The sequence below is a fragment of the Enterococcus sp. DIV1758 genome (assembly GCF_051711985.1).
Taxonomy (GTDB): Bacteria; Bacillota; Bacilli; order Lactobacillales; family Enterococcaceae; genus Enterococcus; species Enterococcus faecalis.
Window position 1 is genome coordinate 34,971 of the sequence record NZ_JBIOOA010000002.1, and the last position, 24,133, is coordinate 59,103.

General features: G+C 30.9%; 25 protein-coding genes. 10 read left to right on the forward strand and 15 right to left on the reverse strand.

What is annotated here, in order from left to right; all coding sequences use genetic code 11:
• Positions 1-90: 90 nt before the first annotated feature.
• On the reverse strand, positions 91-342 hold the full coding sequence (locus IGJ52_RS13665) for a hypothetical protein (protein ID WP_086318238.1): 252 nt from the start codon (positions 340-342) through the stop codon (positions 91-93).
• A gap of 91 nt (positions 343-433) precedes the next feature.
• Here IGJ52_RS13665 and IGJ52_RS13670 point away from each other — a divergent pair, with 91 nt between their 5' ends.
• The gene (locus IGJ52_RS13670; RefSeq protein ID WP_208784554.1) at positions 434-871 is read left to right on the forward strand and encodes a hypothetical protein; all 438 of its coding nucleotides are present in this window, start codon (positions 434-436) and stop codon (positions 869-871) included.
• 53 nt (positions 872-924) lie between these two features.
• On the opposite strand, the gene IGJ52_RS13675 is transcribed toward IGJ52_RS13670, so the two are convergent.
• The 5 genes from IGJ52_RS13675 to IGJ52_RS13695 all read right to left on the reverse strand — a co-directional run bounded on the left by IGJ52_RS13675 (position 925) and on the right by IGJ52_RS13695 (position 2,930).
• Positions 925-1,176, reverse strand: coding sequence for a hypothetical protein (locus IGJ52_RS13675; protein ID WP_086318236.1), 252 nt, complete (start codon positions 1,174-1,176; stop codon positions 925-927).
• A 340-nt stretch (positions 1,177-1,516) separates the two neighbouring features.
• Positions 1,517-1,726: a hypothetical protein gene (locus IGJ52_RS13680; RefSeq protein ID WP_002363054.1), complete on the reverse strand. Its 210-nt coding sequence runs from the start codon at positions 1,724-1,726 to the stop codon at positions 1,517-1,519.
• Positions 1,727-1,787: 61 nt separating this feature from the next.
• Positions 1,788-2,012, reverse strand: coding sequence for a hypothetical protein (locus tag IGJ52_RS13685; protein ID WP_086318235.1), 225 nt, complete (start codon positions 2,010-2,012; stop codon positions 1,788-1,790).
• A complete protein-coding gene (locus tag IGJ52_RS13690) occupies positions 2,006-2,320 on the reverse strand; it encodes a hypothetical protein (protein ID WP_016616017.1) in 315 nt (104 codons plus the stop codon). Before IGJ52_RS13690 ends, IGJ52_RS13685 begins: the two co-directional genes overlap by 7 nt.
• Complete coding sequence (locus tag IGJ52_RS13695; protein ID WP_438771614.1) at positions 2,310-2,930, reverse strand: recombinase family protein; 621 nt, start codon at positions 2,928-2,930, stop codon at positions 2,310-2,312. The genes IGJ52_RS13690 and IGJ52_RS13695 overlap by 11 nt, the downstream gene beginning before the upstream one ends.
• 203 nt (positions 2,931-3,133) lie before the next feature.
• On the opposite strand from IGJ52_RS13695, the gene mazE reads away from it, so the two are divergent.
• The 7 genes from mazE to IGJ52_RS13730 all read left to right on the forward strand — a co-directional run bounded on the left by mazE (position 3,134) and on the right by IGJ52_RS13730 (position 10,569).
• On the forward strand, positions 3,134-3,364 hold the full coding sequence (mazE, locus tag IGJ52_RS13700; RefSeq protein WP_002362431.1) for a type II toxin-antitoxin system PemI/MazE family antitoxin: 231 nt from the start codon (positions 3,134-3,136) through the stop codon (positions 3,362-3,364).
• A complete protein-coding gene (locus IGJ52_RS13705) occupies positions 3,364-3,705 on the forward strand; it encodes a type II toxin-antitoxin system PemK/MazF family toxin (protein WP_438792207.1) in 342 nt (113 codons plus the stop codon). The genes mazE and IGJ52_RS13705 overlap by 1 nt, the downstream gene beginning before the upstream one ends.
• Positions 3,706-3,816: 111 nt before the next feature.
• A complete protein-coding gene (locus tag IGJ52_RS13710) occupies positions 3,817-4,755 on the forward strand; it encodes a hypothetical protein (RefSeq protein ID WP_010829201.1) in 939 nt (312 codons plus the stop codon).
• 246 nt (positions 4,756-5,001) lie between these two features.
• Positions 5,002-5,604, forward strand: coding sequence for a protein adenylyltransferase Fic (gene fic / locus IGJ52_RS13715; RefSeq protein ID WP_010821245.1), 603 nt, complete (start codon positions 5,002-5,004; stop codon positions 5,602-5,604).
• Positions 5,605-5,810: 206 nt separating this feature from the next.
• A complete protein-coding gene (locus tag IGJ52_RS13720) occupies positions 5,811-6,608 on the forward strand; it encodes a GH25 family lysozyme (protein ID WP_438792208.1) in 798 nt (265 codons plus the stop codon).
• 514 nt (positions 6,609-7,122) lie between these two features.
• Positions 7,123-9,786 (forward strand): HAD-IC family P-type ATPase, encoded by a 2,664-nt coding sequence (locus IGJ52_RS13725; protein WP_438792209.1) that lies wholly within the window; start codon positions 7,123-7,125, stop codon positions 9,784-9,786.
• A 150-nt stretch (positions 9,787-9,936) separates the two neighbouring features.
• On the forward strand, positions 9,937-10,569 hold the full coding sequence (locus IGJ52_RS13730; RefSeq protein WP_010829198.1) for a YfbR-like 5'-deoxynucleotidase: 633 nt from the start codon (positions 9,937-9,939) through the stop codon (positions 10,567-10,569).
• 966 nt (positions 10,570-11,535) lie between these two features.
• Here the strand turns inward: IGJ52_RS13730 and IGJ52_RS13735 are convergent.
• The 4 genes from IGJ52_RS13735 to IGJ52_RS13750 form a co-directional block, all read right to left on the reverse strand.
• Positions 11,536-12,126, reverse strand: a complete 591-nt coding sequence (locus IGJ52_RS13735) for a hypothetical protein (protein WP_438792210.1) — start codon at positions 12,124-12,126, stop codon at positions 11,536-11,538.
• 150 nt (positions 12,127-12,276) lie between these two features.
• Positions 12,277-13,035, reverse strand: coding sequence for a trypsin-like serine peptidase (locus IGJ52_RS13740; RefSeq protein ID WP_438792211.1), 759 nt, complete (start codon positions 13,033-13,035; stop codon positions 12,277-12,279).
• Positions 13,036-13,647: 612 nt separating this feature from the next.
• The gene (locus IGJ52_RS13745) at positions 13,648-14,661 is read right to left on the reverse strand and encodes an alpha/beta hydrolase (RefSeq protein ID WP_438792212.1); all 1,014 of its coding nucleotides are present in this window, start codon (positions 14,659-14,661) and stop codon (positions 13,648-13,650) included.
• Positions 14,662-15,285: 624 nt separating this feature from the next.
• Entirely contained in the window at positions 15,286-15,984 is a 699-nt protein-coding gene (locus IGJ52_RS13750) for a hypothetical protein (RefSeq protein ID WP_438792213.1), read from the reverse strand.
• A gap of 708 nt (positions 15,985-16,692) precedes the next feature.
• On the opposite strand from IGJ52_RS13750, the gene IGJ52_RS13755 reads away from it, so the two are divergent.
• Together IGJ52_RS13755 and IGJ52_RS13760 are read left to right on the forward strand one after the other, a co-directional pair.
• Positions 16,693-17,208, forward strand: a complete 516-nt coding sequence (locus IGJ52_RS13755) for a carbohydrate binding domain-containing protein (RefSeq protein WP_438792214.1) — start codon at positions 16,693-16,695, stop codon at positions 17,206-17,208.
• A gap of 672 nt (positions 17,209-17,880) precedes the next feature.
• Positions 17,881-18,030 carry a hypothetical protein gene (locus tag IGJ52_RS13760; RefSeq protein WP_438792215.1) on the forward strand — a complete coding sequence of 50 codons (150 nt, stop codon included), beginning with the start codon at positions 17,881-17,883 and terminating at the stop codon, positions 18,028-18,030.
• Between the two features lie 972 nt (positions 18,031-19,002).
• On the opposite strand, the gene IGJ52_RS13765 is transcribed toward IGJ52_RS13760, so the two are convergent.
• The 5 genes from IGJ52_RS13765 to IGJ52_RS13785 form a co-directional block, all read right to left on the reverse strand.
• Positions 19,003-20,397, reverse strand: coding sequence for a metallophosphoesterase (locus IGJ52_RS13765; protein WP_438792216.1), 1,395 nt, complete (start codon positions 20,395-20,397; stop codon positions 19,003-19,005).
• Positions 20,398-21,000: 603 nt separating this feature from the next.
• Entirely contained in the window at positions 21,001-21,447 is a 447-nt protein-coding gene (locus IGJ52_RS13770; protein WP_438792217.1) for a hypothetical protein, read from the reverse strand.
• Between the two features lie 179 nt (positions 21,448-21,626).
• Positions 21,627-22,991, reverse strand: coding sequence for a lytic polysaccharide monooxygenase (locus IGJ52_RS13775; RefSeq protein ID WP_438792218.1), 1,365 nt, complete (start codon positions 22,989-22,991; stop codon positions 21,627-21,629).
• Positions 22,992-23,296: 305 nt separating this feature from the next.
• Positions 23,297-23,530: a hypothetical protein gene (locus IGJ52_RS13780; RefSeq protein WP_438792219.1), complete on the reverse strand. Its 234-nt coding sequence runs from the start codon at positions 23,528-23,530 to the stop codon at positions 23,297-23,299.
• Positions 23,531-23,682: 152 nt separating this feature from the next.
• On the reverse strand, positions 23,683-24,114 hold the full coding sequence (locus IGJ52_RS13785) for an isoprenylcysteine carboxylmethyltransferase family protein (protein WP_438792220.1): 432 nt from the start codon (positions 24,112-24,114) through the stop codon (positions 23,683-23,685).
• Positions 24,115-24,133: the final 19 nt, after the last annotated feature.

Here is a 24,133-nt window from a genome sequence, read left to right on the forward strand (position 1 = left end):
ATTATACGAACTAACGTTCTGTTTTGCAACAGCAAAATTTCAGTTTTCCGAATTATCTTGAATTTAAAGTAGCTCAGAAATCTACAGTCATTATTTTTTTAGTTTGTTTTTAACGCGCAAGTAGATATCAGTCAGCCAGTAAATAATTGTAATTAATACTGTTATTTTTAGAAAGTTCACCATAAATACTAGATTGAATGCGTATTTTAACCACAAAAGCCATAATATAATCGCGATAACTACTTTTCCAAAGGTATTCACTTTCCTAATTAATAACCAATGTAAAAAATCTTCTCCTTTGTTTTTAGTAGCTCTATATTCTTCTAGAATATTTTTTTTCATGTTTAAACCTCCTTTATTATTTTAATTTTATAAATTCTTGACTTATAATTAAATATTAATTAACATTTAATTATAAAAAAGGCGGTTAATTATGAAATTTAAAAGTGTTTTATTTTTATTTCTTGCTAGTATCATTCTATTCGGATTTTCCCAACAGACAAATGCAGAATCACAAGAGTCAAATGTTACTCCATCACAAGAATCTTATGCACCCGATGTTTTAAATGAACAATTATCGTCTAGCTTATCTACTACCGACGCTATCCAACAAAGTGCAGCATATGCTCCTAGCACTTGGTATTACACAACTTACCGTTCGTACGTTGGATACCCGCCTGCAACAATTTATGTTTCAGTCGAAAATACAGCAGTTAAGCGTCGATACCACGGATATTTGACACTAATTTCTACAGGCTATGCTCCAGGAAATTGGAGAACCTACGCAGGAACTCTCTATCTTCAAGGAGGACCTTATCCTATTCCATCATCTTTAAAAGCTACAGACTTATTAGTCAAGCAAGAAAATTAATTTAAGTCCAAAAAATAAAGAAAAGAAGATTTTTAACTTCTTTTCTTTATTTTTTAGTCTTCTGAAAATTTATTTTTTTCATCACTTTTAGAAGATAAATTTTTCTGTTGTTGTCCTATATCGTAAACTCTATCAATTGGGTTTTTGTTTATTCCACCTGATCCAGTATCGACCATTGTTCCCCAGCCCTTCTTTACTGGGCTTTTACCTTGACGCTTCATAGCTTCAGCTTTTTTTCTTATTTTATCATGTTTCTTTTTTCTTCTTTCTTCTAAAAAATCAGAAAAATTAGTAAATATACTCATTTTATCATCTCCTCTGTAGAAATAATGCTAATCAACTAATTGTAATTCAGACTAAATTATAAAAAATTATATCATATTTAATATTTTAATCAAATTATAACAATTTGTCGGTTAACGTAATACAGAATCAAACAAGTATTTTTTATGGAGTAGAATTTTTCTCTACTTTATTTTTCCTTCTTTCTCTTTTCTGCAGTAACTCCGTAATGCTGACGATACCTTTTAAGAGTCCGTCTCGTCTGTTAATACCTTTTTTTCTTCAACTTCTTTATCTGGTACACCTTCAAGAAATAGTTAAAATCCCTATTGGAGTCGTGCATCGTTTTCGCTATTATTTCATTTACCTCTTATCTATCTTTTTGTTTTGCCTGTCTGATATCCTTTTGTCTTGTTTCATATTTCCAGCAAAAAAAGCAATTCCTACTGCACCTGAAGAAAAGACAAATTCTAAAGCTGACCAACGAAACAGTACCGTTAAAATTAAGATAATAAATATTGCGATCACTAAAACGGCGTCTTTTGTTCCAAAATTCAAATACCCAAAATTCATTAAACTCTCCACCTTTTTTAAATTATTGAAAGTACACAATCAAACAATCTTTTTTACTTTTTCAATCGTTTTGAGCTACTTCATTTATTTTTTCATCAATTGCGATATAGTTGCCTTGATACAATTTGTAATCTTTATTGCATCTATCACATTTAAACTGATTATACTTTCCTAGTTCTCTTTTAGCTAATTGACCGCAGTCACAATCAATAAAAGTAACTATATTACTTTTGTTCCATGTGCTGATTTCGATCCCCCAATGATCATATATTTTTCGAACTACCATTTGTTATCCTCCTTATAACTATATTCTTTAATCATTTCCTTGAATTCTTGTTTTGTTTTAGGGTTCGTTCGTATGACTTCTTCAGCTAATTCTAAAAATACCTGCTCAACTTTTTCTGTCATGCTCTCAAAAATAATCAACGGGTTCTCTTCTTTCTTTACTCGATTCTTATATCTTTGGAAGTTTGCTGAATAGAGGCGCCCATTTGACATTATCTCTATCCCATAACCTGTTACTAAAGAATTTTTCAACAACTGAATAATCTTTTCTCTATTCTCTATGTTAACCACTCCTGAATTATTTCTCACTAAGTAACTGTTCTTCCTTTGCTTGTTTCTTGATTCGTTTGAGTGTAGATAACGAAATTCCTGTTTTCTTTTCTACTTCCCGCATACTGTTTGTTTCCATTAACTCGAGTGCATGTTTATATTTATCATTCAGAACTCTTTTCGGACGTCCTTCTCGATAGTTTTTATTATTTGCTCTATGCCACTGTTTTCCTTCTTGGGTTCGTGTCACGATTAAATCTCTTTCAAATTGCGCAAAGCTCCCTAACATGTTCATCATTAATGTTTGCATAGAATCACTTTTATTTGGTTCAAAGGTTAGAGCATTATCTAAGAAGGTGATAGTCACTCCCGAATTGTTTAAAGAAGAGATAATCGAATTTAAATCAACGATACTTCTAGCTAGCCGATCAATTTTCGTCACTAAAACTTTATCGCCAGTTTTTACAATAGATAGTAGTTCTTCTAATTCTTTTCTTCCTTCTTTTTTTGTTCCCGTATATTTTTCACTGAATATTTTTTCTGCTCCGGCTTTTTCTAGTTTTTGAATCTGGGTTTTGTAATCTTGATTACTAGTACTCACTCTTGAATAACCATAAATGGGCAAAATTTCCTCACCTTTTCTGAACATAAGTTTTTGACACTAGATAATTCCAAGTATAGCACGAAAAAATAAAGAGGTCAAAAACTTTTAAGTTTCTGAACCTAACAAATTAATTCTAAAATATCTAATTTCGACTATTTAATTAAATCACACTAAGTTAACTAAATGTAGTATATAATCATTTGAAACTATTTAATTATTTAGTATAATAAAAGACAAGAGGTGATTGTATGTTAACTACAAAATCTAGAAAACAAGGAAGTTCTGTAGTATTGACCTTACCATCTAATAACGGACAGAAACCAAAAGCAGACCAAGAATATATAGTGATGTATTCTGATGATGGGACAATTACATTAGTCCCTAAATTACAAGATCCATTTAGTGGTGGATCAGAAGGGGAGTACTACGAAAAAGATGAATGGCATGACATTGAACCTGGAGGGAGAGAATTATTTTAATGAGTGACGAAAAGAAATATGTTCCTAAAAAGGGCGATATTGTATGGATAGATTTCGATCCTTCAGCTGGAAAAGAAATACAGAAAAGACGTCCAGGTCTAGTAGTTTCTAGATATGAGTTTAATAGAAAGACAATGTTTGCAGTAATTTGTCCCATAACTTCTACAATTAAAAACATGCCCACTCGTTATACATTACCTGATGAAATGGAGACTCATGGACAAGTCGTTATTTCCCAATTAAAATCTTTAGATTTTACAGAAAGAAAGTTAAGCCAAATAGAACATTTACCATTAAAGGATATGGCTAAAATAGATCAAATCATTGAATACATTTTTTAATTATAATAGGAAGAAAGAATACATATAATATTTAATGTTCATGAATTCTTTCTTTTTATAACGTCTGTTTACTATAACGTATTATAGTAAATAGACAGAAAGGAGGATAAATTGAACCTAAGAAAAATAGAACATGAAATTGAAGAAATATTGTCTAAGGATACTCATTCATGGGTGCGTCTATACGAGCTAATAAGAGAAGTAGAATATAGTAAATTATGGCGTAATGAGTATAGTTCTTTTACACAGTGGATTAAACATTTAGCATATGTAACAGGAGTAACTGAATCTCTAATATGGAAAAGAAAAAAAGCAGGAGAAATATACTTTGACTACCAACAACGAGCAAGAAGTAGGGGAGTTAGTGTTCCTAACATAGAGGACGTAGAAGTCAGTCCAGATAACTTTGAATTAGTAGAAAAAATTAGCCAAGGAAACAGCCAAATAAAAGATGAATTAATGCAACAAGTTTTAGTAAAAGATATTAAGCGATCTGATTTAGTAAACACTTGGTCAACTATTAAAACGATTCAAGCTAAAGAGGGTGGGGGAATCGTTAAAAAGAATAGATACTCTAAAATTGATAGTAGTGACGAACAAATATTTACTATATCTGATTTTTCGTTTGCATTGTCAGAAAGTTCGTGGTTACAAATTGCTAAGAATTCATATCACAAAGGAAAATCAGTTTATAAGCTAATTCCCAATTTTTCCTTTTATTCTTCGTTATTGATGAGATCTGTTACTTTAGATTTTTTATTGCTAGAAAACGTGTCTAGTAAATACACACAAGAATTAAATACACATAGCATCGAAATAGTTTTTTCGGATAACAAACTTAACAATATAATTTTAAATACTAAAACTAATTATAGCTGGGTCGTTGTTCCTGAAGATATCTCACTCATTGCACTTAAACAGCTTCCTAAAGAAATAGGGTTATTAAAAATTTCATCTAAAAGAATAATACAAGTTGTTAGGAATGCAGCACTTACTAATGAAACTAGTAAATTAGATATTTTACAAGCATTCATCGTTAAAACTATATAAATTAATATCTTATATGTAGAAAAAAAGTGTTTATTATACATCATCAATAATCTCTCATGACGATGCAGCATATCTCAAAAATGGCATTGAGTTTATTTTTACCATATGAAAAAATGGAAATAGCAAGTGTCTTTATATTTTTGATTGTTATGTAGATTTCGTGCTAAAATACATAGAAAAACTTAGCATGAAAGTTGAAAAAGTTATTGAAAAAAAGGATTAATAATTAATAGGCGGTGAATTCAGTTGTTAGAAAACAAATTAGGTATTATTAACCAACTTGAGTTAAACAGAGTTGAGGAACGTGTCAGTAAAGAAAAGGCAAAACAATTATATGACTCTGGAGATATTGACAGAGTAGAAATTGGAACATTCAAGGGGCTATCATATATTCATAATTATTTGTTTGAAGATATTTATGAATTTGCAGGTAAAGTTAGAAGTCAAAATATTTCTAAAGGAAATTTTCGCTTTGCACCAGTAATGTACCTAGAAATTGCTTTAGAACATATAGATAAAATGCCCCAAAGAAATTTAGATGAAATTGTAGCCAAATATGTTGAAATGAACATTGCACATCCTTTTCGTGAGGGCAATGGTAGAGCAACGAGAATATGGTTAGACTTAATTTTGAAAAAAGAATTAAAGCAGGTTGTAGATTGGAACTTAATTGATAAAGAAGATTATTTATCTGCAATGGAAAGAAGTCCAGTCAAAGATTTGGAAATTAAATATTTAATCTCAAATGCTTTAACTGATAAAATTAATGATAGAGAAATCTTCATGAAGGGTATTGATATTAGCTATTATTATGAAGGATACACCGAATACAATGTTGAGGACTTATAAATTAAAGGCTTCATTTTAAAGAAAAATTCAAGTTGTTAAGCATGCAGCACTTACCAATGAGACTAGTAGTTTATATGTCTTACAAGCGTTCATTGTTAAAACCGTTTAACTTAACCTTTTATATGTAATAATAAAAAACATTTATTATTTTTCATTAATGATCTATCCTGTTAATGTACCATACAACAGAAGAAGGGAATGGTTAAATGAAAATTTCAGCTAAATTATTTGCTTTAGGAATATGCCTAACTTTTGGAGGTCTTATAACAAGAGTTCCAGCAGAAGCAAAAAATATTGTGACGAGTAACTATGAATTAGGAAGTTTTGCTCAAAATGACCCTGTCAATTATTCCTTACTAAGAAATAAACGTAGCCTCAGTGAAACACCTCCGAGAGTGGATTTTATCGATATTTCCTCTCATAATGGAGAGATTTCTGTAGAACAATTTCAAAAGATGAAAAACATGGGAATTAAAGGCGTAGTAGTTAAATTAACTGAAGGAACAACCTACAAAAACCCGTTAGCCCCTAATCAAATTACCAATGCCAAAAAAGCAGGTCTAACTGTTTCAACGTATCATTTTTCTTGGTTTGAAAATCAACAAGAAGCAATTGATCAAGCCAATTACTATGCGGATTACGCAGAAGAATTAGGGCTATCCCAAAATAGTGTCATGGTTAATGATGCAGAAACAACACCAATGATTAACGCAGATGCCACAAAAGTTTCTGTCTATTTTAGAGATCAATTAGCAAAACGCGGCTTTAAAAATGTTGTCCATTATTCTAGCGCTAGTTGGTTCAATAATAATTGGATGGAATATGACGTTTTAGGTAAAGAAAATAGTTGGGTGGCAGAATGGCCAGCGACCCCAAGTGCTAATAAGTTATTGCACACAGATACAGCCGCTTGGCAATGGAGTAGTCAAGGTTATTTTGATTTCATTCCTGGATCTAACTTTGACTTCAACGTGGACTATCTAGGACGCTTTACTACTAACTAAAAAAGAGCGATTCTTTTTAGAATCGCTCTTTTTCCTGTCTAATCGACCACTGAATAAACATACCTAAAATACTTCACCAGATAAATAGACAGTCGTTTTCCGCCGACTGTCTAAGACTAAGATAGATTTGTAAAGAAGTGAATAACATACTTTACATAATAGAATTTTAACATATACAAATAAAATGAGCCAAATTTTAGTATCTTAAATACATTAGTTATTATGTTATATATATTTAACTGTAAAATATTCAACATAAGCTTTTATTTGAAACTAACAAGTAAAAACTTGCAAAGTCATTCATGATTCTGTATTCTTATATTTATATTAAAGGAGGTGGTTTAATTGACAAGTGATTCGATAGAAGGTGAGCAGAGAATTTTAGTATGTTTATCCTATTTCTTAATTGAATAAGAATACAGTAGTGCATCAAAAATTACTTTTCATTACCAGGATAGTAATAGATGGGCTTTTTTGTGTTTAACTATATTAAGATAGGGGTTTAAAATAAATTATGGAAGAAAAAAATATATACCAATTAAATATTAATGAAGTATTAAGAAAATACAATATATCAGATTTAGAAAATGGTTTAACAGATAAACAAGTTAAAGAAAGTTTGTTAATGTATGGATTAAATAAATTAGAGTCAAAGAAGATACCAAAATGGAAACTACTTCTTAGACAATTTAATAACATGATAATCTATATTTTATTGTTTTCGGCATTGCTTACATTGATAATGGGACATATCTCAGATGCCTTTATTATTGCATTAGTGGTTATTGTCAATGCACTGATTGGCTATTATCAAGAGGCAAGTGCCTCAGACGCTTTAGAGCGAATCCAAGAAATGCTATCTTCTGAGGCAACTGTGTATAGAGATGGGATCAGAAAAGATATTCTTTCCGACGAAGTGGTTGTTGGTGATGTTGTCTTTTTAGAAGCTGGTGATAATGTTCCAGCGGATTTGAGAATCGTTGAAGCTGATAATTTGAGGATCCAAGAATCTGCTCTGACTGGTGAACCTGATTCTGTAGAGAAGACTGAAGAATCTTTAAAAACGACAGACATACCACTTGCTGAAAGAGTTAATTTAGCTTTTGCTTCAACTTCTGTTACTTCTGGTAGTGGCATAGGAATTGTAACTTCAATTGGTGAAAAGACTGAAATAGGAAAAATATCAACTGATGTTAATAATACGGAAACTAGAAAAACTCCACTCATGAAAGAGATAGATGGATTAGGTAAAGGAATTACTTATGTCATCATGGGGGTAGCAATAGCTTTGTTTGTTTTTAGTTTGATTTTAGAGACTTATTCTTTGTCAGTGCTATCTCTTGCCGTAGTTACAATGATTGTGGGGTCTATTCCTGAGGGATTACCAGCCACAACTTCCGTTGTTCTAGCAATGGGTGTGAGTGATATGGCTAAGAACAAGAATACAATAGTTAAGACCTTGCCTGCTGTAGAAACATTAGGCTCTGTAGATGTTGTAGCTACAGATAAAACTGGAACTTTAACTAAAAATGAAATGACTGTGAAAGATATTATTTTTTACAAAAAATATCTTCAAGTTACAGGAGATGGATACAAACCCAAAGGAGAGATTCTTCATAATGATTCTCCAGTTGTAGTCGATAACCAACTTGAATTGTTTTTAGAAGCTGGGTTTGAAGCTAATGATACGGTGCTGGTGAAAGAAGAGGACCGTTGGACAATTAATGGAGAGCCTACAGATGGTTCTTTCTTAACGTTGTTTTATAAGCAATATTCTTATCCTGAGAAACCAGACTATGAAGAAATAGACATGTTACCATTTGACTCAGACTATCGATACATGGCAAAGCTTGTTGAAAATAGTCACAAAGAACGGATTATTTTTATAAAAGGTTCTCCCGATAAACTTTTTCCAATGGCACAATCTTTTGATTCTTCATTTGACGAGAAATATTGGTTTCAACAAGTAACAGAACTTTCTGAGGAAGGAAAAAGAGTTGTTGCTGTTGGATTCAAAAAAGTCTCTTCAGATATTGAGGAAGTGACACATGAATTACTTAGTCAGGGTATAGATTTACTGGGAATTGCAGGAATCATTGACCCTCCAAGAGAAGAAGTTATTCATGCCTTAAAAGAAATGAATCGTGCGGGTGTGCATGTCAAGATGATAACGGGTGATCATCCTTTAACAGCCAAAGCAATAGGTGAAAAACTTTGTTTAGCTCCTAAGATAAACGTGGTCACTGGTGCAGAACTTGACAGTATGTCACACGATGAGTTTAAGAATGCAGTGTTGTATAATCAAGTATTTGCAAGAACTACACCAAAAAATAAAATGGATATTGTGGAAGCTTTACAAGAAAGTGGAAAAGTAACTGCAATGACGGGTGATGGTGTCAATGATGCTCCCGCTCTAAAGAAAGCAGATATTGGCGTAGCCATGGGAATGAACGGAACTGATGTTGCAAAAGATTCTGCGGATATGATTCTAACAGATGATAATTTTGGAACAATGTCTGTAGCCATCAGAGAAGGTAGAAGAATTTATGATAATATCAAGAAGAGCATATTATTCCTTCTGCCAACATCTTTTGCTGAAGGTTTAATCATTGCTTTTACAATTTTGACTCAAAAAGAAATGCCATTACAACCAACACAATTATTATGGATTAATATGGTATCAGCAATTACAATTCAGTTTGCTTTTATCTTTGAGCCTGCTGAAAAGGGGATTATGCATAGAAAACCACGTAAAAATTGGAATCGTTTGTTAAACAATCATGATATATGGCAAATGGCTTACGTATCGGTTTTGATGGCTCTGATAAGTATTATTTCATATGAATGGTTATTAGCAGAAGGTGTTAGCCAAGCAGTTGCTAGTACTATGATGATTAATGTTGTGGTATTGAGTAAGATATTCTACTTATTCAATATTCGTACTAGTCAACCGGTAATATCAAAAAGTTTCTTTAGTAATCCAAAAGCCTTTGTAATAATTTTGATTATGATTGTTCTTCAGCTAATTTTGACCTATGTCCCATTTATGCAATCTTTGTTTTACACTTCTGGGATGTCAATAATTCCCTGGGGTATTTCGATTGCATCGGGTATTGTCATTCTTATTATCACAGAAATTGACAAGTTACTTAGGCTAAAAACAAATAAACAAACGTAATAGCAGTATATCAGACAAAAAATAAAAATTCGACTAGAAAAATCTAGTCGAATTTTTTAGTGTAAAAGCAGTTGGTGGATAATAACTGTATGTTCTCTTGTGCTATAATAGGGATAAAAGTGAATATACATTTCAGGAGATGATTTAGTAATGGGATTAAATGCATTTTTAACAGGATTAGCCAATTTAGAAAAAATAAGGAGAGCTCCAGGTTTTTTTAAATATACTGAACACACAGTAGCTGCCCATTCATTTAGAGTATCAATGATTGCTCAAACTTTAGCTGATATAGAAGAGTTATCCGGTAATAAAATTAATTGGCAAACTCTATATGAAAAAAGTCTAAATCATGATTATACGGAAAGATTTATTGGTGATATAAAAACACCAGTGAAATATGCTAATAAAGAATTACGCAGCATGTTAGCTTCTGTTGAAGAAAGCATGACAGAAGCTTTTATAAATCAAGAAATCCCTAATGAGTTTCAAACAATTTATCAAAGAAGACTTTCAGAAGGAAAAGATGATACTTTAGAAGGTCAAATTTTATCTGTTGCAGACAAAATAGATTTAATGTATGAATCATACGAGGAAATTTCTAAATCAAATCCAGATAATGTATTTAAGGATATGTTTTTCGATGCAGTAATAACAGTAAAACAATATAGAGAGCTAAGTAGTGTCCAATATTTTTTTAAAAATATTTTTCCAGAACTAATACAAGATGACTTTTATGGAAAACTTTCGTTCCAAAAAGAAATAGAAACTATCCTTAATGATTGAATATCCAATAATTCTAAAAATCTACTTTTTAGAATAGAAACAATCCTTTTCATACTTATTTTTTCATATAAAAATGGTTAAATAGAGCATCATATTAATGTACTAACCCCAAAAAGTTAGATTTTAAGTTCTAGCTTTTTGGGATTAATACTGGTATCAGCTTTTTTACGTTGTTAGCTGGATTTACCGAAAATTATTATTTTTGATTTCAAAAATCTGAGAAGAAACAAAAAACGTTATGAAATAAAAAATCCGTACAATTACGCACTTAACTGGGCCATTTAGAGTGGTGAACAAGCTACTAGGTAAACGATCATACACCTCATTAGGGGGAATCTAATGATAGTCTTACATAAATATCAACTGAAATATATAAAGATTATCGAAAAGAACAAATTTAAATATCTTGAATAAGAAAAGTTCTAACACGAATAATACAAGTTATTTACTCTTTGAAATACAAGTAATAACAAAAAATACGAACGAAATACTCCTTTTAAACATAATAGTTTCGGTTAATCTTAACTTTCAACCTTATTATTCAACTTTGAATAATATATCTTATGTTAACTAATTTTAACACTATAAGATTTATGTCCCTATTGCATTAATAAGATGCTTAAATATTTAATATATATTTTGTTTATTCGATGCTCTTTTAAGACTATTGGATGTGTCATATTTATTTGTAATCTACACCTTATAAAAACCAATCGAACGATACTCTATGACCAGATCATTTTTATATTTGTGTCTCATTTGATAATAAGAAGTCAATTGTATTAAAAAAGTATACTGAATACTTTTAATTTGCTTGATTTACTATGTAAAATAAAATATTATAATTAAATTGAAAGTGTTTTATAGCATGCCCTCTTTAAAAAAATATTAAGTACACCTTTTTTAGATTCAAAAAGATGTACTTAAATATTTAATTTATTTTAAATCCTTAAATTCTGCACCAAGCTAAAAGCCAAATGAATATGTGATTACTTTGTGTTGTTGATTGCTCCCCATCATATAATCCCAGCCCGACAGGTAGTATCCATATTTAACATTCATCACTACGCTGAATTCAATAAATTGACTAGTAGGGATTGCTTCATTATAAACGCCAAAAGAGAGTTTTGTATTATTAACAAGGCTATTACTATCAGCCATTAAACTTGCTTCAGACATCTTAGTTAATTCCCATTTTTGTGTAGAACCATCAACTTTTTTACCAACAATATATCCCTTAACTAGGTAACTATAAGATGTAAGATTGCCAAATTCTCCTTCAGCGATTATACTGCCACTTAACGTATTAGTTCCAGAATAAGTACCGTTAGATAACAAAGTGGCCGATAAATTTGATAATTTCTTATTTGAAAAGATTAAACTGTTATATTTTTTTAGTATTATTGGACCTTCATCAGGAAACTTTCCGTTACTATCTCCCCATTCGCTACTAAAAGGTTTAATTTCCGCGGCATCAGTTGTTGAAGATAAAAACATGGCTACGCTCAATGTACCCGTTACCATCATCAAAGTTAATACTTTATTCATTTTTTTCATATTTAACATTCCTTTTCTTAACTAATATTAGTTTTATTTTGGTTTACAAAAGTTAGCAAATGTGTTTTTGTAACTCGATTATACAGTTATATGCTTATACCTAGTTAACCATTCTTTTATCTCCAGAAGATGTAATCTGATATATTCCTTTTATGAGAGATAATTTAAAATAAACTGATAAATATTTGTATTTAATTTAACACCCGAATTAGTTTTTCCTCCATTAGTATGCACACCAATAATTTCATGATTTTCATTAAAAATTGGAGATCCTGATTGTCCACCAGCGGTGTCCATATCGTATTTTAATCTTATACTATCTTCACTAACTACATGTCCGTTACTTTCCCACAAAGTTCCTCGAGGCTTGTCTCCAGGATATCCTGCAGTACTTAGAGCGGTACCTTTACCAATTATATTAGTTAATTTAATTGGTAAAATGGGAATTTTACTTCCAATACTCTGTCCATTATTGGATTCAACTGTAACTATTGCATAGTCAAAGTTTGCATTTGCTTTTTTTAAATATTCATCAGGAATATATACAGCTTTAGCCTTAAATTTACCATAGGGCGTTCCATTACCGTTCCTACCAGGTATCACATCTATATTACTCGGACTATCGTAAAACCTTCTTACTACATGGGCAGCAGTCAAAACTGTATTCTCTCCAATGACTGCTCCACTAGCGCCTGCGATCCATACAATACTGTTATAAGGTGCCACTTTTGTATTGAATATTTGGGATCGCTCATCTTCTCCTAATATAGAGCGTATACTTTTGGTAGCAGAATCCTGTACAGTTGTGGTGTTTTCTTGACAATGAGCTTCTAAGACTCCTAGATTTGTTTCCATTACCATACTCATAGGTATTAAAAACAATCCCACATACAATAAACTTTTTTTCATATTTCATCCTCTTTCCCTTAAGATTTAACAAATATTATCCTATATAATTAGATTACCTACTATCAATGAACTGATTATCAAAAATAAATATATCTAATTTATCAATACTTGTTATTGATAAAAAAATAATAACATTCATTTCCAACTACAGATTATTTTCATTTGAACTAAATAGCTTTTTTGTGATAAATGATTGCGCATTTTTATTAATATCCCATCTTTTGAACTGAAAATTTCTAAAAATAGATTATGTTTTAGATTAATTATTATTACTGGATGTAATATCGTTTACTTATACAGGAAGTAGAAAGGTATTTATTTAATTAAGCCTGAAGAACGATAATAGACGTACGGCTCAGCAATTGATGCTACATATGAACAAATTTAAAAATAACTTTAACTACTAACTAATCAAAAAATTAAACTAAAAAAATCGTGCTTGTTTCTACTAAACAATATTGGATAAACAACGGAAAGTACATATATCAGCGTCGAATTTCATTGTTTTTCTACACCCCATTAATCAATCTGACTAATTTAACATATCCACTAGCTTTTCTAGTTTTTTTTATTTCAATATTTCATAGTAACCTCTAGATTATAAGAAGTCATTTATTTATAAATGTTCACAAACTGGACTGTTTCTTGGTAACATTGTTTAGCTTCTTTTGTTTGATAGTCGAATTGATATTCATGGGTGATTGTTGCTTTCTTATCTTTGAAAAAGAGAGCTGAAACTGGAACATTTAAAGTTTTTAACCGCTGAACCAAGGCTAGTCCTTGATCTTGGAATGAAAAACTATTGCCATCTGTTAGATACGTCGGGGGAAATTCTTTGGTGACTTTATCCACTAAACTCACTTCTTGTAGCTCTGCGCTCGTTTGCCAGTCTTTAGTGCCGAGCAAGGACCAAGCCACTGTTTTGACGAAAAATTTCATGAAACGATCATCACTTTGTTGGTTGGCCATTTGTTTCAAATCCACTGGACCACAATACGAGAGCGTGCCTTTTAAATGGCTAGCCGGCAACGCTGCAGTCATCCCTAGTTCTTTGGCATAGTTGGCATTGGTTTGAACTGTTGCATATTGTAGAGCAATCTGTGCACCCGCACTGTCCCCGCCAATAAAAAGCTTAGATAAATCTAACATGGGATACGCTTGTTTCTTTTCTAATAAAAATTGAACAAGTTCATTGACCTGCTGGAGCTGGCTTGGGTAAGGTGCGTCTGGTGCTAATTCATAATTCATTGAAATAAAGGCAACTGAGGAATCAGCCACTAAACGTGTCGCAAACTCTTTCATCCCAGACTTATCTCCTCCCACATAGCCACCACCATGGACCCATAAAACGACTGGTACCGCTTGTTTTGACGCTTGGGGATAATACAAATCAAAGGTATTCTTTTTTCTTGAAGAAGGGTATGTTTGATTTTCTTGCAATTGAACATTGGGCAATGCTTTATCATAGGAAGCTGAATCTTTTATTTCAACTTCACCTGCGAATAACTGGTTGATGACCCAAGCGCCTGGCTTAGGAGATAATTGAAAGGCGAGAAACACGCCTAAGCAAATAACCACAATGATTCCTAACAACCAAAGGATAAAACGTACGAATTTTCTTTTCACTTTGTTCACCTGCTTCTATTGAATAAATTATTAATAGTTTCTTGATGTATATTCTTTAAGTAAATTTCAAAGGTCTACGAACCACATATTAAAATTATAGGACTTTCAAGTATCCTACAAACTATTATTAAAAAATTTGCAGACTAGTGTTTTCTATTTGCAAATCGGTATAATATAATCAATGCGCCTAATGGGCCTCCACCTGTAGGATTCCAATAAGCATGTAAAATTTTACTATCATGTACAGCTGTAAATCTTCAGCATCTATAGGATATTAGTATCTGTCTTTTATACCTTTTCACTTTTACATTACAATCCTTTATATCAATATACAGAGAATAATTCTATAAACTTTTTGCTTCACTATAATAATAAAACTACATACATATAAAAGAACAAGAGTTTAGAAATTATTTTTCTTTACTCTTGTTCTTTTATTTTTTAATTAAAACAATTCTTTTCTAATATCGCTAACAATATCAATATTTGTTTTAATTTGGCAAAAGGACTTATACAAGTAATTAGCGTATTTTGGGTATTGACACTTTTAAAAATTATTTAATATTCTATATGGTCACTGATTAGTCCACTACAGCGCCGTTAGTTATAGCCTATCTTAAATCTTTAATTATCTAATAAATCACATCTTTTAGCCAATTTGTCGTTAATATAAACCTTTGTTCCATTAACAATTGCAGTTTCTCCAGAACGAATAAAGTATTTAGCGCCATTTACATTCATCAAATACCCTCTAATATCGTTACTTCGACTCCAAGTATCAGTTTCTCCTTTAGATAAATTGTAATACGAAGAATCCCCACCATTCCAAGTGCTAATTGCAACCTTAGTTGAGTTACCTATATTCTTAACTTTAATTTTATTCGAAATACCGTAAAGTGAGTTATTAGGTGCATAAATATATTGCCCGTTATCCATTTGGTATCTGTTTTCGCCAAGACTAATATCTTTTTTTTCTTTCCCAGCTTCTGTGAATAAACTGTACACTCTTGAGGTATAACGAGCACGACTAGGACTGTAATACACCTTAACACTAGGAGATGGACTAGCCGCAAACCTCAAAGATACTAAAAATCCTTTGTCATTAGAACGTATCCATCTTTCTACTTTCCCAGACGGAATGCTATAATATCCGCTAGAACCGTCCCCATAAGTATTAACAGATGCTTCAACAGAACCAATATTTGCATTGTAAACAGAAAGATAAGGATCTATTCCCGTTGCAAATACATTTAGGTTCCCCACCACTAGTGTACTAACTCCTAAGATAATTAGTGTAACTAATTTCCCCATTACTTTAAACATAATTCAAGCTCCTTCCAATATTTTTTTATCATAAATATAATAACATATGTTTAAAACTATAGATTATTTTCATTTGGTATAAATGTCATTTTTATAATAATCGTTTACTTATATAACCATATGCGCTTACTTACATAACAGCCTATTACTATTTCAGAAAAAAACATAACGAATAATTTTTATAAATACCTACCAAGATAATAAGATTTCACAAATTTTCGTTATTCTATAGACTGTTTGATGAGACAGTATTCAGAAGTAAATAGTTTTGCTAATCCTAAAAAATCGAAATAGAGTTTAAAAATCTATTTGATCCTTTTGTGTTTTAATTTAATAGCTAATGATTCGGCTAAAGTATTTATCAATATTAAAATCAAATAATAATGTCATAGAGCTGAATTATTACACAAGAGATGAAATTTATTCGTGAACAGGCATTTAGCATGTTCTACAAATCAAAAGGGCATAATAACCATAAAAAATTCAACGAGAGGTTTAAGATCGCTAGTCCAGAATTTTATAAACCATTAAAATTATTTTTTTATAATAATTGATTTTTTTATAATCGTTAAGTATTACAAGTTTTACAAAGATAAATATTTTAAATAGCATTAAAATATTATTCAATATTGAGTTAAATATCACACAGATATCCTTTTATTGCTATAAAAATCATCTTTGAAAATTTAATATAATAGGAGGAATAAAATGGAAAAAATTCTTTTAGGTCTAACTTTAATTGGAACAGGGGCAGTTGGGGTTCCAAATACAGCATTTGCTGATACTTTTAATGAACAAAATTATAAGCAAAAAAACGAAGAAATTAATCTTATTAAAAATGGAGACTTTAGCGATAGCGGCAAGCATTGGCTTTTAAATGGCATGTATACCCAAAAATTTCCAAAGGGGTATGCAGAGGTAAGCTATGGTTTTGGATCACTTTCTAATGCTGAAGCATTTTATGTAGAACCCAATACTAAATATAAGCTTGAATTCGATATTAAATCTGATCACCCATGGACATCACAGCCACGTTTTTATTTATTGGGAAATGGACCTACAGAACAATTTTCACAGTCACTAACTAGCCCGAAAGAATGGACTACATTTAAGTATGAATATACTACATCTGCTAGTATTAATAAGTTAAGTTTTTCTATATATGAACAAGTAATGAGTTCCTTCGCCATGGATAACGTAAAATTTGTTAAACTGGATAAATAAACAAGAGTACTCTATTTCAAAGCTTGGAATTATATATATGCATGAAAAATATACTAGTCCATGTTATAAGCACACAGGGGTTCTACTCAACTAATGTTGATTAAGAAAACCCAAAAAATTTAAATTGATTAGTATAATCTCTAGAGGAAATCTCCTCTAGTTTTTTTTGTTTGGTTAAAAAAGTGGCGTCAAATATAAAGAAATTCTCATCTTGAAAGCGTACTTTTTTTCTGCACACTGCTTGGAATTTCGTAATCGTGTATTGTGAGTCTCGATTGGTATGAATAATCGCCCAAGGCTTAGGCTGTTCCTTTCTAAACTTTTTATAAAAAGAATCTACAGCTAAACTGTCTTCCCCTAAACTGTTTTTCTTGTGCAGAGATCGATTAATAGAAATACAAGGTTTATTCTTTCAAAGAAATGTATGTAATGTCTCCTAACCCAATTTTTTTCTGCTACCTTAAACGTTTTGTTAATGAAAGGGATAACAAAAGAATAAAAACAGCTTGTTAATTACATCGATGGACATATTTATGAACGTATAACACTCGATGAACTGGCAGTTAACTTTGACAAACACAAAACTCATCTTACTTCTGTTTCTAAAAAAAGAAATGAAATCAAACCTTTCACAGCTATATCCTACATCGGAAGAACAATGAAAGTAAACATTTGCTACTTTTTACTGACAAAAGCTTCAAGGAAATTAGCATTCAACTAGCTTTTGCCAGTCAAAACCACTTTATCCAAATATTAAAAAAAATCTCCAGAATGACACCTCGGGAATATAGCAACCACCATTATTCATATACGGTTTATTGATATCATCCAAGCGTCATTGAAACAACTAAATAGAAAATAGTGGTAGAAAAATGAGCAATAAAGGTTTAGATTATCTCCGATGGAATTTCACATAATATAAGGCAACAAGCTAATTATTCATCCATCGAAAATCTCTATTTAGATTGTCAAATTAATCAGTTAAAGAATTTTTGTTCAGATAAAATTATTCAAGAAAAATATATAGAAACAAAAAGAAAACGTCCTAGTATTGAGAAGTTTCTCCAGACATTATGGAAAGACGATAATGTCTGGAGAAAGTATTTTTGGACTTCATTCAAGAATTAAATAAAAGTAATTCAATTTATTTAAAAGACAATATGGATACTTCAAAACTTAAAGGTAAGACTATGCCTCAGATGACGAGTGTCATTGCAAAATTGGAACGTAGCGTAACGATTAGGCGATCCAAAGTATCACAGAAGAATCTAGATATTTCTGATTGAATGTACAAAAATTGACAATTACTCTGTCAAAGAAATTATAGAAACCAGTTTAATTATCCTCAAGAATATCATATCGCGAAGTTAATTGACTAAAATTTCAATTTAGGAAGAAAAACAAAAGAACCGAACCACTAACTTGATTGTCAAGTAGTGGTTCGGTTTTCTACTGTTATTTTCTGTACGGATGTTTTAGTGATGTCAGATTCATCACGCGTTGAAATATTCCTATTTGAATTGAAAATTGTCAGGTCTAAATAATCAGATCAAAAATAGATAGTGTCGTTTTTTTACAGAATATTGGACCTTATAAATTTAAAAGTCATAGTTATGACTCTGATTATTAAGGACCTTGAGTTTATGAATAAACCAGACTAGTGGATAACAAATTAATGCAATGAATCTGAAATTTTGTGAATTAATTCAAATATTGTTGCTGCAACTTTAAATAAAGTCAAAAATCTTATTCACTTAAACAAATTGTACTTATTTGATAATAGTAAATCCTACATCACTTACTAAAACTAATTGTTGAATTTAACGTTTTAGAGTTGTTCCATTTATTATTAGTTACAGTGTATATTTTCATTTCACTGTCTGTATACTCTGTAATTAAGTATTTTTTTTGTGAACTGCTTCCAGATAAATATACAGGAATATCACCAAAATAATCCTTGTATTGAGTCTGTTTTCCTATATTGTAATGATAATGTCCAGCAAATACCGCTTTTACATTATATGTTTTTAACATCGTTTTAAAACGTTCATTTGGTCCGTATTTCCAATTATTTGGTTTATGAACATTTATTATAATGTTGTATCTTTTATTATACGCGTATCTTAATTGATTTTCAATCCAATCTAAGTTAGGCACGATCCCCCTTCTCCCGGTCCAAGTAGATATATAATCCATTGTAGGATCATTATTCAATTGTAATGCAAAAAGATTTCCTGGTAATTCAACAGCATAATTTTGTGAACTACGCCCAAAAGAAATGTCATTTATAGGTATATTACTTCTAAGTTTAAAATAATTTAAATTATCTAAGGAGCTCAGAAAAGAACTGTCATTGAAAGAGTCATCTTGATTATTTTCTATATCATGATTACCCAAACCCATGTAATACGGTCGATTTAACAACGCCATCAAAGAGTTCATTTTATCCCATTGCCAAATATGACCATAAGCAGTAATATCCCCATTAATCATGATATTTGATATATTGCTTGTACTATTAGTATAAGAATTTATATCATAGTACTGTTCTTTGATCATTTGTTCAGATCTTTTTTCTTTGGTGCTTTGATCTTCATACTCACCTGAATCTGTTTTATCTGTCCATGGATATTGTGGATCAGATGTAAAGACCAACGAAAATGTTTTACTTTGAGGTGGTGTTAAGTCTGAGTTAAACCTAAAAGAACTCGATGATTGATTAGACGTAATACTTGAACTATTATTTGATAAGTAAGGGTTTGGATAATGTGCATTTTTAATAGAATACGAACTAGAATTGCCAATTCTATTAATGAACCAGTTCTTCGTATATTGATTGTTACTATTAAGACTCCCTACTAACACTGTTTTGCCTTTACCATTACTTTTTCTATCCCAATAAATATAATTATTGGAATTTTTTCCAGAGCTTATGTGGTATCCAGCAGGGTTTAAGTAACTTGAACTATGATAAACAACTTCCCATATTTGTGATTTTTCACCTGTCCACTTGCTCCAAGCTATACGCCCATTTTCGTCTTGAAGAACCTCCCCATTTTCGTTTTCGATTCGATATTTGCCATCCTTAACAGGATTATCGATAGCTAGTGCATTGTAATTTCCAATCATAAAAGAAAACATCACAAAGAAGAAGAGGACAAGTATTTTAACAGTTTGACTTTTTTTCATTTATATATACTCCTTTCGCTTCTCTAAAGGCATAACACGGTATGAGAAAATGTATAGGTACCATTAGATTTTTAAATTGTAATTTGTCAATTTAAGCACAACTAAATATGACTTTTAGTAGAAAATATTTTTTTGCATGTCCAACTTTGTTTAATGAGGGAAATTTTATGAAAGTAAAGCTGTAATTTGATAACGTGATTTTTAGGCATTCATAGATCACTAAAAAATTAACAAATAGATAATGAAAAGAGAGCTTTTCCCACGAGATTACTTGTATGATTAGACTTTAGTTCTGAAAAAAATAAATTCTTGCTTTTTGCCAGACAATTTAATGTCATTTTTTTAATATATAATTACAAAGGGAGGGCCAACTCCTTTTTAAAAAGGTAAAAATACTTCAAACTTCACCACTGATCATATACTTGTTATTAGATAAACTACAACAGATAGATTACACAGTGATTCAACCGTCTGAAACGTATTTAGAAAAGCTTATGAATAAGATTAGAAAAAATTTTTTAATATATATATAATACCCCAGAAAGCTCAAGTTTTATGTATGAGTTCCTGGGGCTGTTACATATAATTAAATTATTATACGCTTTAATATCTTATATAGACTACACCTGATCCTGAATTAGCATGCAGCCACAATTGCAATTGGTCCCCATTTGATGGTTTTTCCTTATAACGTAACGTCAAGTTACTATAATTGTGATTGAAGTTAGTCCAGTCACAAATAACTTTATTTTTAGAAACATTATATATTGCTGCAGACCAATTTAAAGATAGAGGTCCTCCATTAACAACATCAAGCATTAAAAAATAAGGATTATCAGAGATTTTATTCCAATTTCCAATAACGACAGGTTTTGTACCCATTCCTCCATGCAGTTCTCCACTCCAATTACCGCCTATCTCTTTCAAAGTTAATTTGTTATTTTTTAACATGTTGTCTTCCTTGGTAGAAGTTTCTGCATGTACTGTTGTTGATAGACTAATTGAAAGTAAAAATGCTACGGCAAAATATATTAAATAGTTTTTCTTCATAAAAAACACTCCTCAAATATTTCATTTAATTTTTTATACTAACTTTAAAAAAAATTATATCTATTGACATATTATAAACAAACACTTTTCAATTTATTTAAAAATAAAAACCCTTTTTTTATTACTAAGCTGTCAAAATTATCAATTAATTAATATTGATTTAAAAAAATATCTGCTGATTAACAAGCTTTAAATAAGCTGTGTGCTTCTTTAGGATTCCATGATGCATCACCATAATTGTAATGTGTCACTAAAGAAATATAATTTGTGCCTTCATACGAAACAATTTCTCCTTTTTCGTATAATTCCGGATTAGTAATTGATCCTAATTTAAATTCTCTTCCCACTCCAGGATTAGGAATAACCGGTACCTTTGTTGATACAGTGATTTCGTTGCTTTCCTCAGAATAAACTCCATCCACACTAACTGCTTTTACAGTATATTTATATTTTGTAGATGCATCTAAGTTCTTGTCTTTGTAATGGGTATTAGATGTCGTAGCAATTAAAATATTATCTCTATATACTAAATATTCTTTAATACCGGATGAATGTGTAGCCTTATTCCACATAAGCGAAATTGTACTATCTGTTTCGCCCATCGAGTGCAATCCGCTAGGTGCAGTTGGTTTCTCTTGGGCGTCTTCGCTAAGGGTTTTAGCAACAATCTGATCACTTTTCTCTGATAGTTTTTCTGCTTGACCAATTGCCTGAATTTCATATTTATATTCAGTTGATGCATTTAATTTGCTATCTTCAAATAGATTTTCTTTTACTGTAGCAATTTTAACTCCGTCTCTATAGACATTATACTTTTCTGCTGTAGTTTGAGCATCCCAAGATAATGAAGCAGTACTCTTAGTGACATTTGTTACTTTTACATTTGTAGGTTTGGTAGGTAACACAGGAATCTCAGAATTTTTAACATTTACATCAATCACGTTGTAAAATGCATTAGACGTATCTGCGACGTCCCAAACGGCTAATATAACGTTGTAACCCACTCTGTTTTGAGGAATATTAATTGTATGGCTTAGATTGTTTGATGCAGATGATCCATCATGCTCAATCGTTCCAATAAGTTCAAGTTCATCTCTATTCAATGGTGCATTTTGATTCCAACCAGGTTTGGTCATGTAGTAATGCCACTTTGTTGTCTTGTGAGGTGCTGTATAATGCCAAGTAAATGTATTAGCTCCAGTGTTTATATCTGTTTTCTTCCATCTATCGCTTGTTTGATTATCTAGTACATAATCTCCGATTTGTCCAAAGCCGCCATTTGCAGATGCAATACGGCCATCTGATGGACCTCCTTGTGGAAATCCCTTAGGTGCTTCTAATGATTGTGGATTAGTAATAACATTTCCATACAGATTAAGTGCAGCAGTCCATCCTATAGTTTGTTTGTCCAACTGACCTTGGTAACCTCTTGCCGGAGGTGTTTCTACATATCCATGTGCAAATGCTGAATCTGTGTTTAGCATTAGAACCATCCCCATTAAAGTTGTTGCTGTAAATAAACTTCCTAATAATTTTCTTTTCATAATATTTCTCCTCCCAGTTTCTTGTAGTATTTATAGTAATGGAATATATCCAAGCGAAATAGACATTTTTATTTATCTTCCTTTCTTTTATTTTCTATCTTAAACAGAACTACACACAGAAGAATCACTCCCACAACGCTAATTAAATGATTCTTTTGTTCTCCTGTCCTAGGATATATTCTCTTACTTGATTCCTTATTTCTATAGATGACATATTTGGGAATATTTTTTACATTCACTTTCGCCTCACTTGTTATGCCTTCATAGCTGTAAGTGATTTCATATACTCCTACTTGCTAAACTTTCTATGATAAAAATAATATTGTTTCGACTTGATCAGTTAAATATGCATATTTAATACTAAATTCTTCATTTTTGCTTACTACAGACATAACCTTGAGCGTTTCTTTTCTTATTAATTTATCATTCTCATATATTTTAGACTTATCGATTTCTAGTATGTCAATAATCATCTTTTTTACGGATACTTCCTTACTAGGTATGTCTGATAAGTAATCAATCAAATCTTTTTTGCTCATGTTAGTTTTTTCCTTTCTACATTTTTTTATAAAAAATTGAACTTTCATCATAGCTACTGTAAAGATTACAAACTATTTTAATTCTGCCAATAGCTTATCTTCTTCCGTTATTCGCATATATAGACATATTCCATAAGGCAAGAAAAAAAACATTATAGTAAGCCAAGAATGAAAAACATTGTAAGGCCTATCAGTTCAGGAATAATATTTAAAAAGTAATTTGGATGTTTGATATATTTAAATAGCCAACTTGAATTCAATAATTGTTCATCTACAATAATAAGTTTCACGGTCCAATTTTCTCCTAAAACTTGTATCACTCTTATCAAAATAATGAAAGAAAAAGTTTTGATTATTATTCCTATTACACTATAAATATCTAATTCAACTTTCTTATATATCCCTTCAAAAAAAGAACAAAAATAAAATAAAGTTTGTAAAATTGCTAATAATTTAGACACTAATTTCCCATATTCTTTTCCACCTAACAAGATCAACTTTTTTTCATTGTTCTTTGAGATAAGTAATACAGTAACTCTAAATAGTGCTATAAGTCCGAAAACAATGTATAGATACAAGCTCACTTGAAAATTCTCCTTTTAC

Coding starts and splice junctions, on each gene's coding strand:
- IGJ52_RS13665 (WP_086318238.1), bottom strand. CDS start 342: ATGAAAAAAAATATTCTAGAAGAATATAGAGCTACTAAAAACAAAGGA.
- IGJ52_RS13670 (WP_208784554.1), top strand. CDS start 434: ATGAAATTTAAAAGTGTTTTATTTTTATTTCTTGCTAGTATCATTCTA.
- IGJ52_RS13675 (WP_086318236.1), bottom strand. CDS start 1,176: ATGAGTATATTTACTAATTTTTCTGATTTTTTAGAAGAAAGAAGAAAA.
- IGJ52_RS13680 (WP_002363054.1), bottom strand. CDS start 1,726: ATGAATTTTGGGTATTTGAATTTTGGAACAAAAGACGCCGTTTTAGTG.
- IGJ52_RS13685 (WP_086318235.1), bottom strand. CDS start 2,012: ATGGTAGTTCGAAAAATATATGATCATTGGGGGATCGAAATCAGCACA.
- IGJ52_RS13695 (WP_438771614.1), bottom strand. CDS start 2,930: ATGTTCAGAAAAGGTGAGGAAATTTTGCCCATTTATGGTTATTCAAGA.
- mazE (WP_002362431.1), top strand. CDS start 3,134: ATGTTAACTACAAAATCTAGAAAACAAGGAAGTTCTGTAGTATTGACC.
- IGJ52_RS13705 (WP_438792207.1), top strand. CDS start 3,364: ATGAGTGACGAAAAGAAATATGTTCCTAAAAAGGGCGATATTGTATGG.
- IGJ52_RS13720 (WP_438792208.1), top strand. CDS start 5,811: ATGAAAATTTCAGCTAAATTATTTGCTTTAGGAATATGCCTAACTTTT.
- IGJ52_RS13725 (WP_438792209.1), top strand. CDS start 7,123: ATGGAAGAAAAAAATATATACCAATTAAATATTAATGAAGTATTAAGA.
- IGJ52_RS13730 (WP_010829198.1), top strand. CDS start 9,937: ATGGGATTAAATGCATTTTTAACAGGATTAGCCAATTTAGAAAAAATA.
- IGJ52_RS13735 (WP_438792210.1), bottom strand. CDS start 12,126: ATGAAAAAAATGAATAAAGTATTAACTTTGATGATGGTAACGGGTACA.
- IGJ52_RS13740 (WP_438792211.1), bottom strand. CDS start 13,035: ATGAAAAAAAGTTTATTGTATGTGGGATTGTTTTTAATACCTATGAGT.
- IGJ52_RS13750 (WP_438792213.1), bottom strand. CDS start 15,984: ATGTTTAAAGTAATGGGGAAATTAGTTACACTAATTATCTTAGGAGTT.
- IGJ52_RS13755 (WP_438792214.1), top strand. CDS start 16,693: ATGGAAAAAATTCTTTTAGGTCTAACTTTAATTGGAACAGGGGCAGTT.
- IGJ52_RS13765 (WP_438792216.1), bottom strand. CDS start 20,397: ATGAAAAAAAGTCAAACTGTTAAAATACTTGTCCTCTTCTTCTTTGTG.
- IGJ52_RS13770 (WP_438792217.1), bottom strand. CDS start 21,447: ATGAAGAAAAACTATTTAATATATTTTGCCGTAGCATTTTTACTTTCA.
- IGJ52_RS13775 (WP_438792218.1), bottom strand. CDS start 22,991: ATGAAAAGAAAATTATTAGGAAGTTTATTTACAGCAACAACTTTAATG.
- IGJ52_RS13780 (WP_438792219.1), bottom strand. CDS start 23,530: ATGAGCAAAAAAGATTTGATTGATTACTTATCAGACATACCTAGTAAG.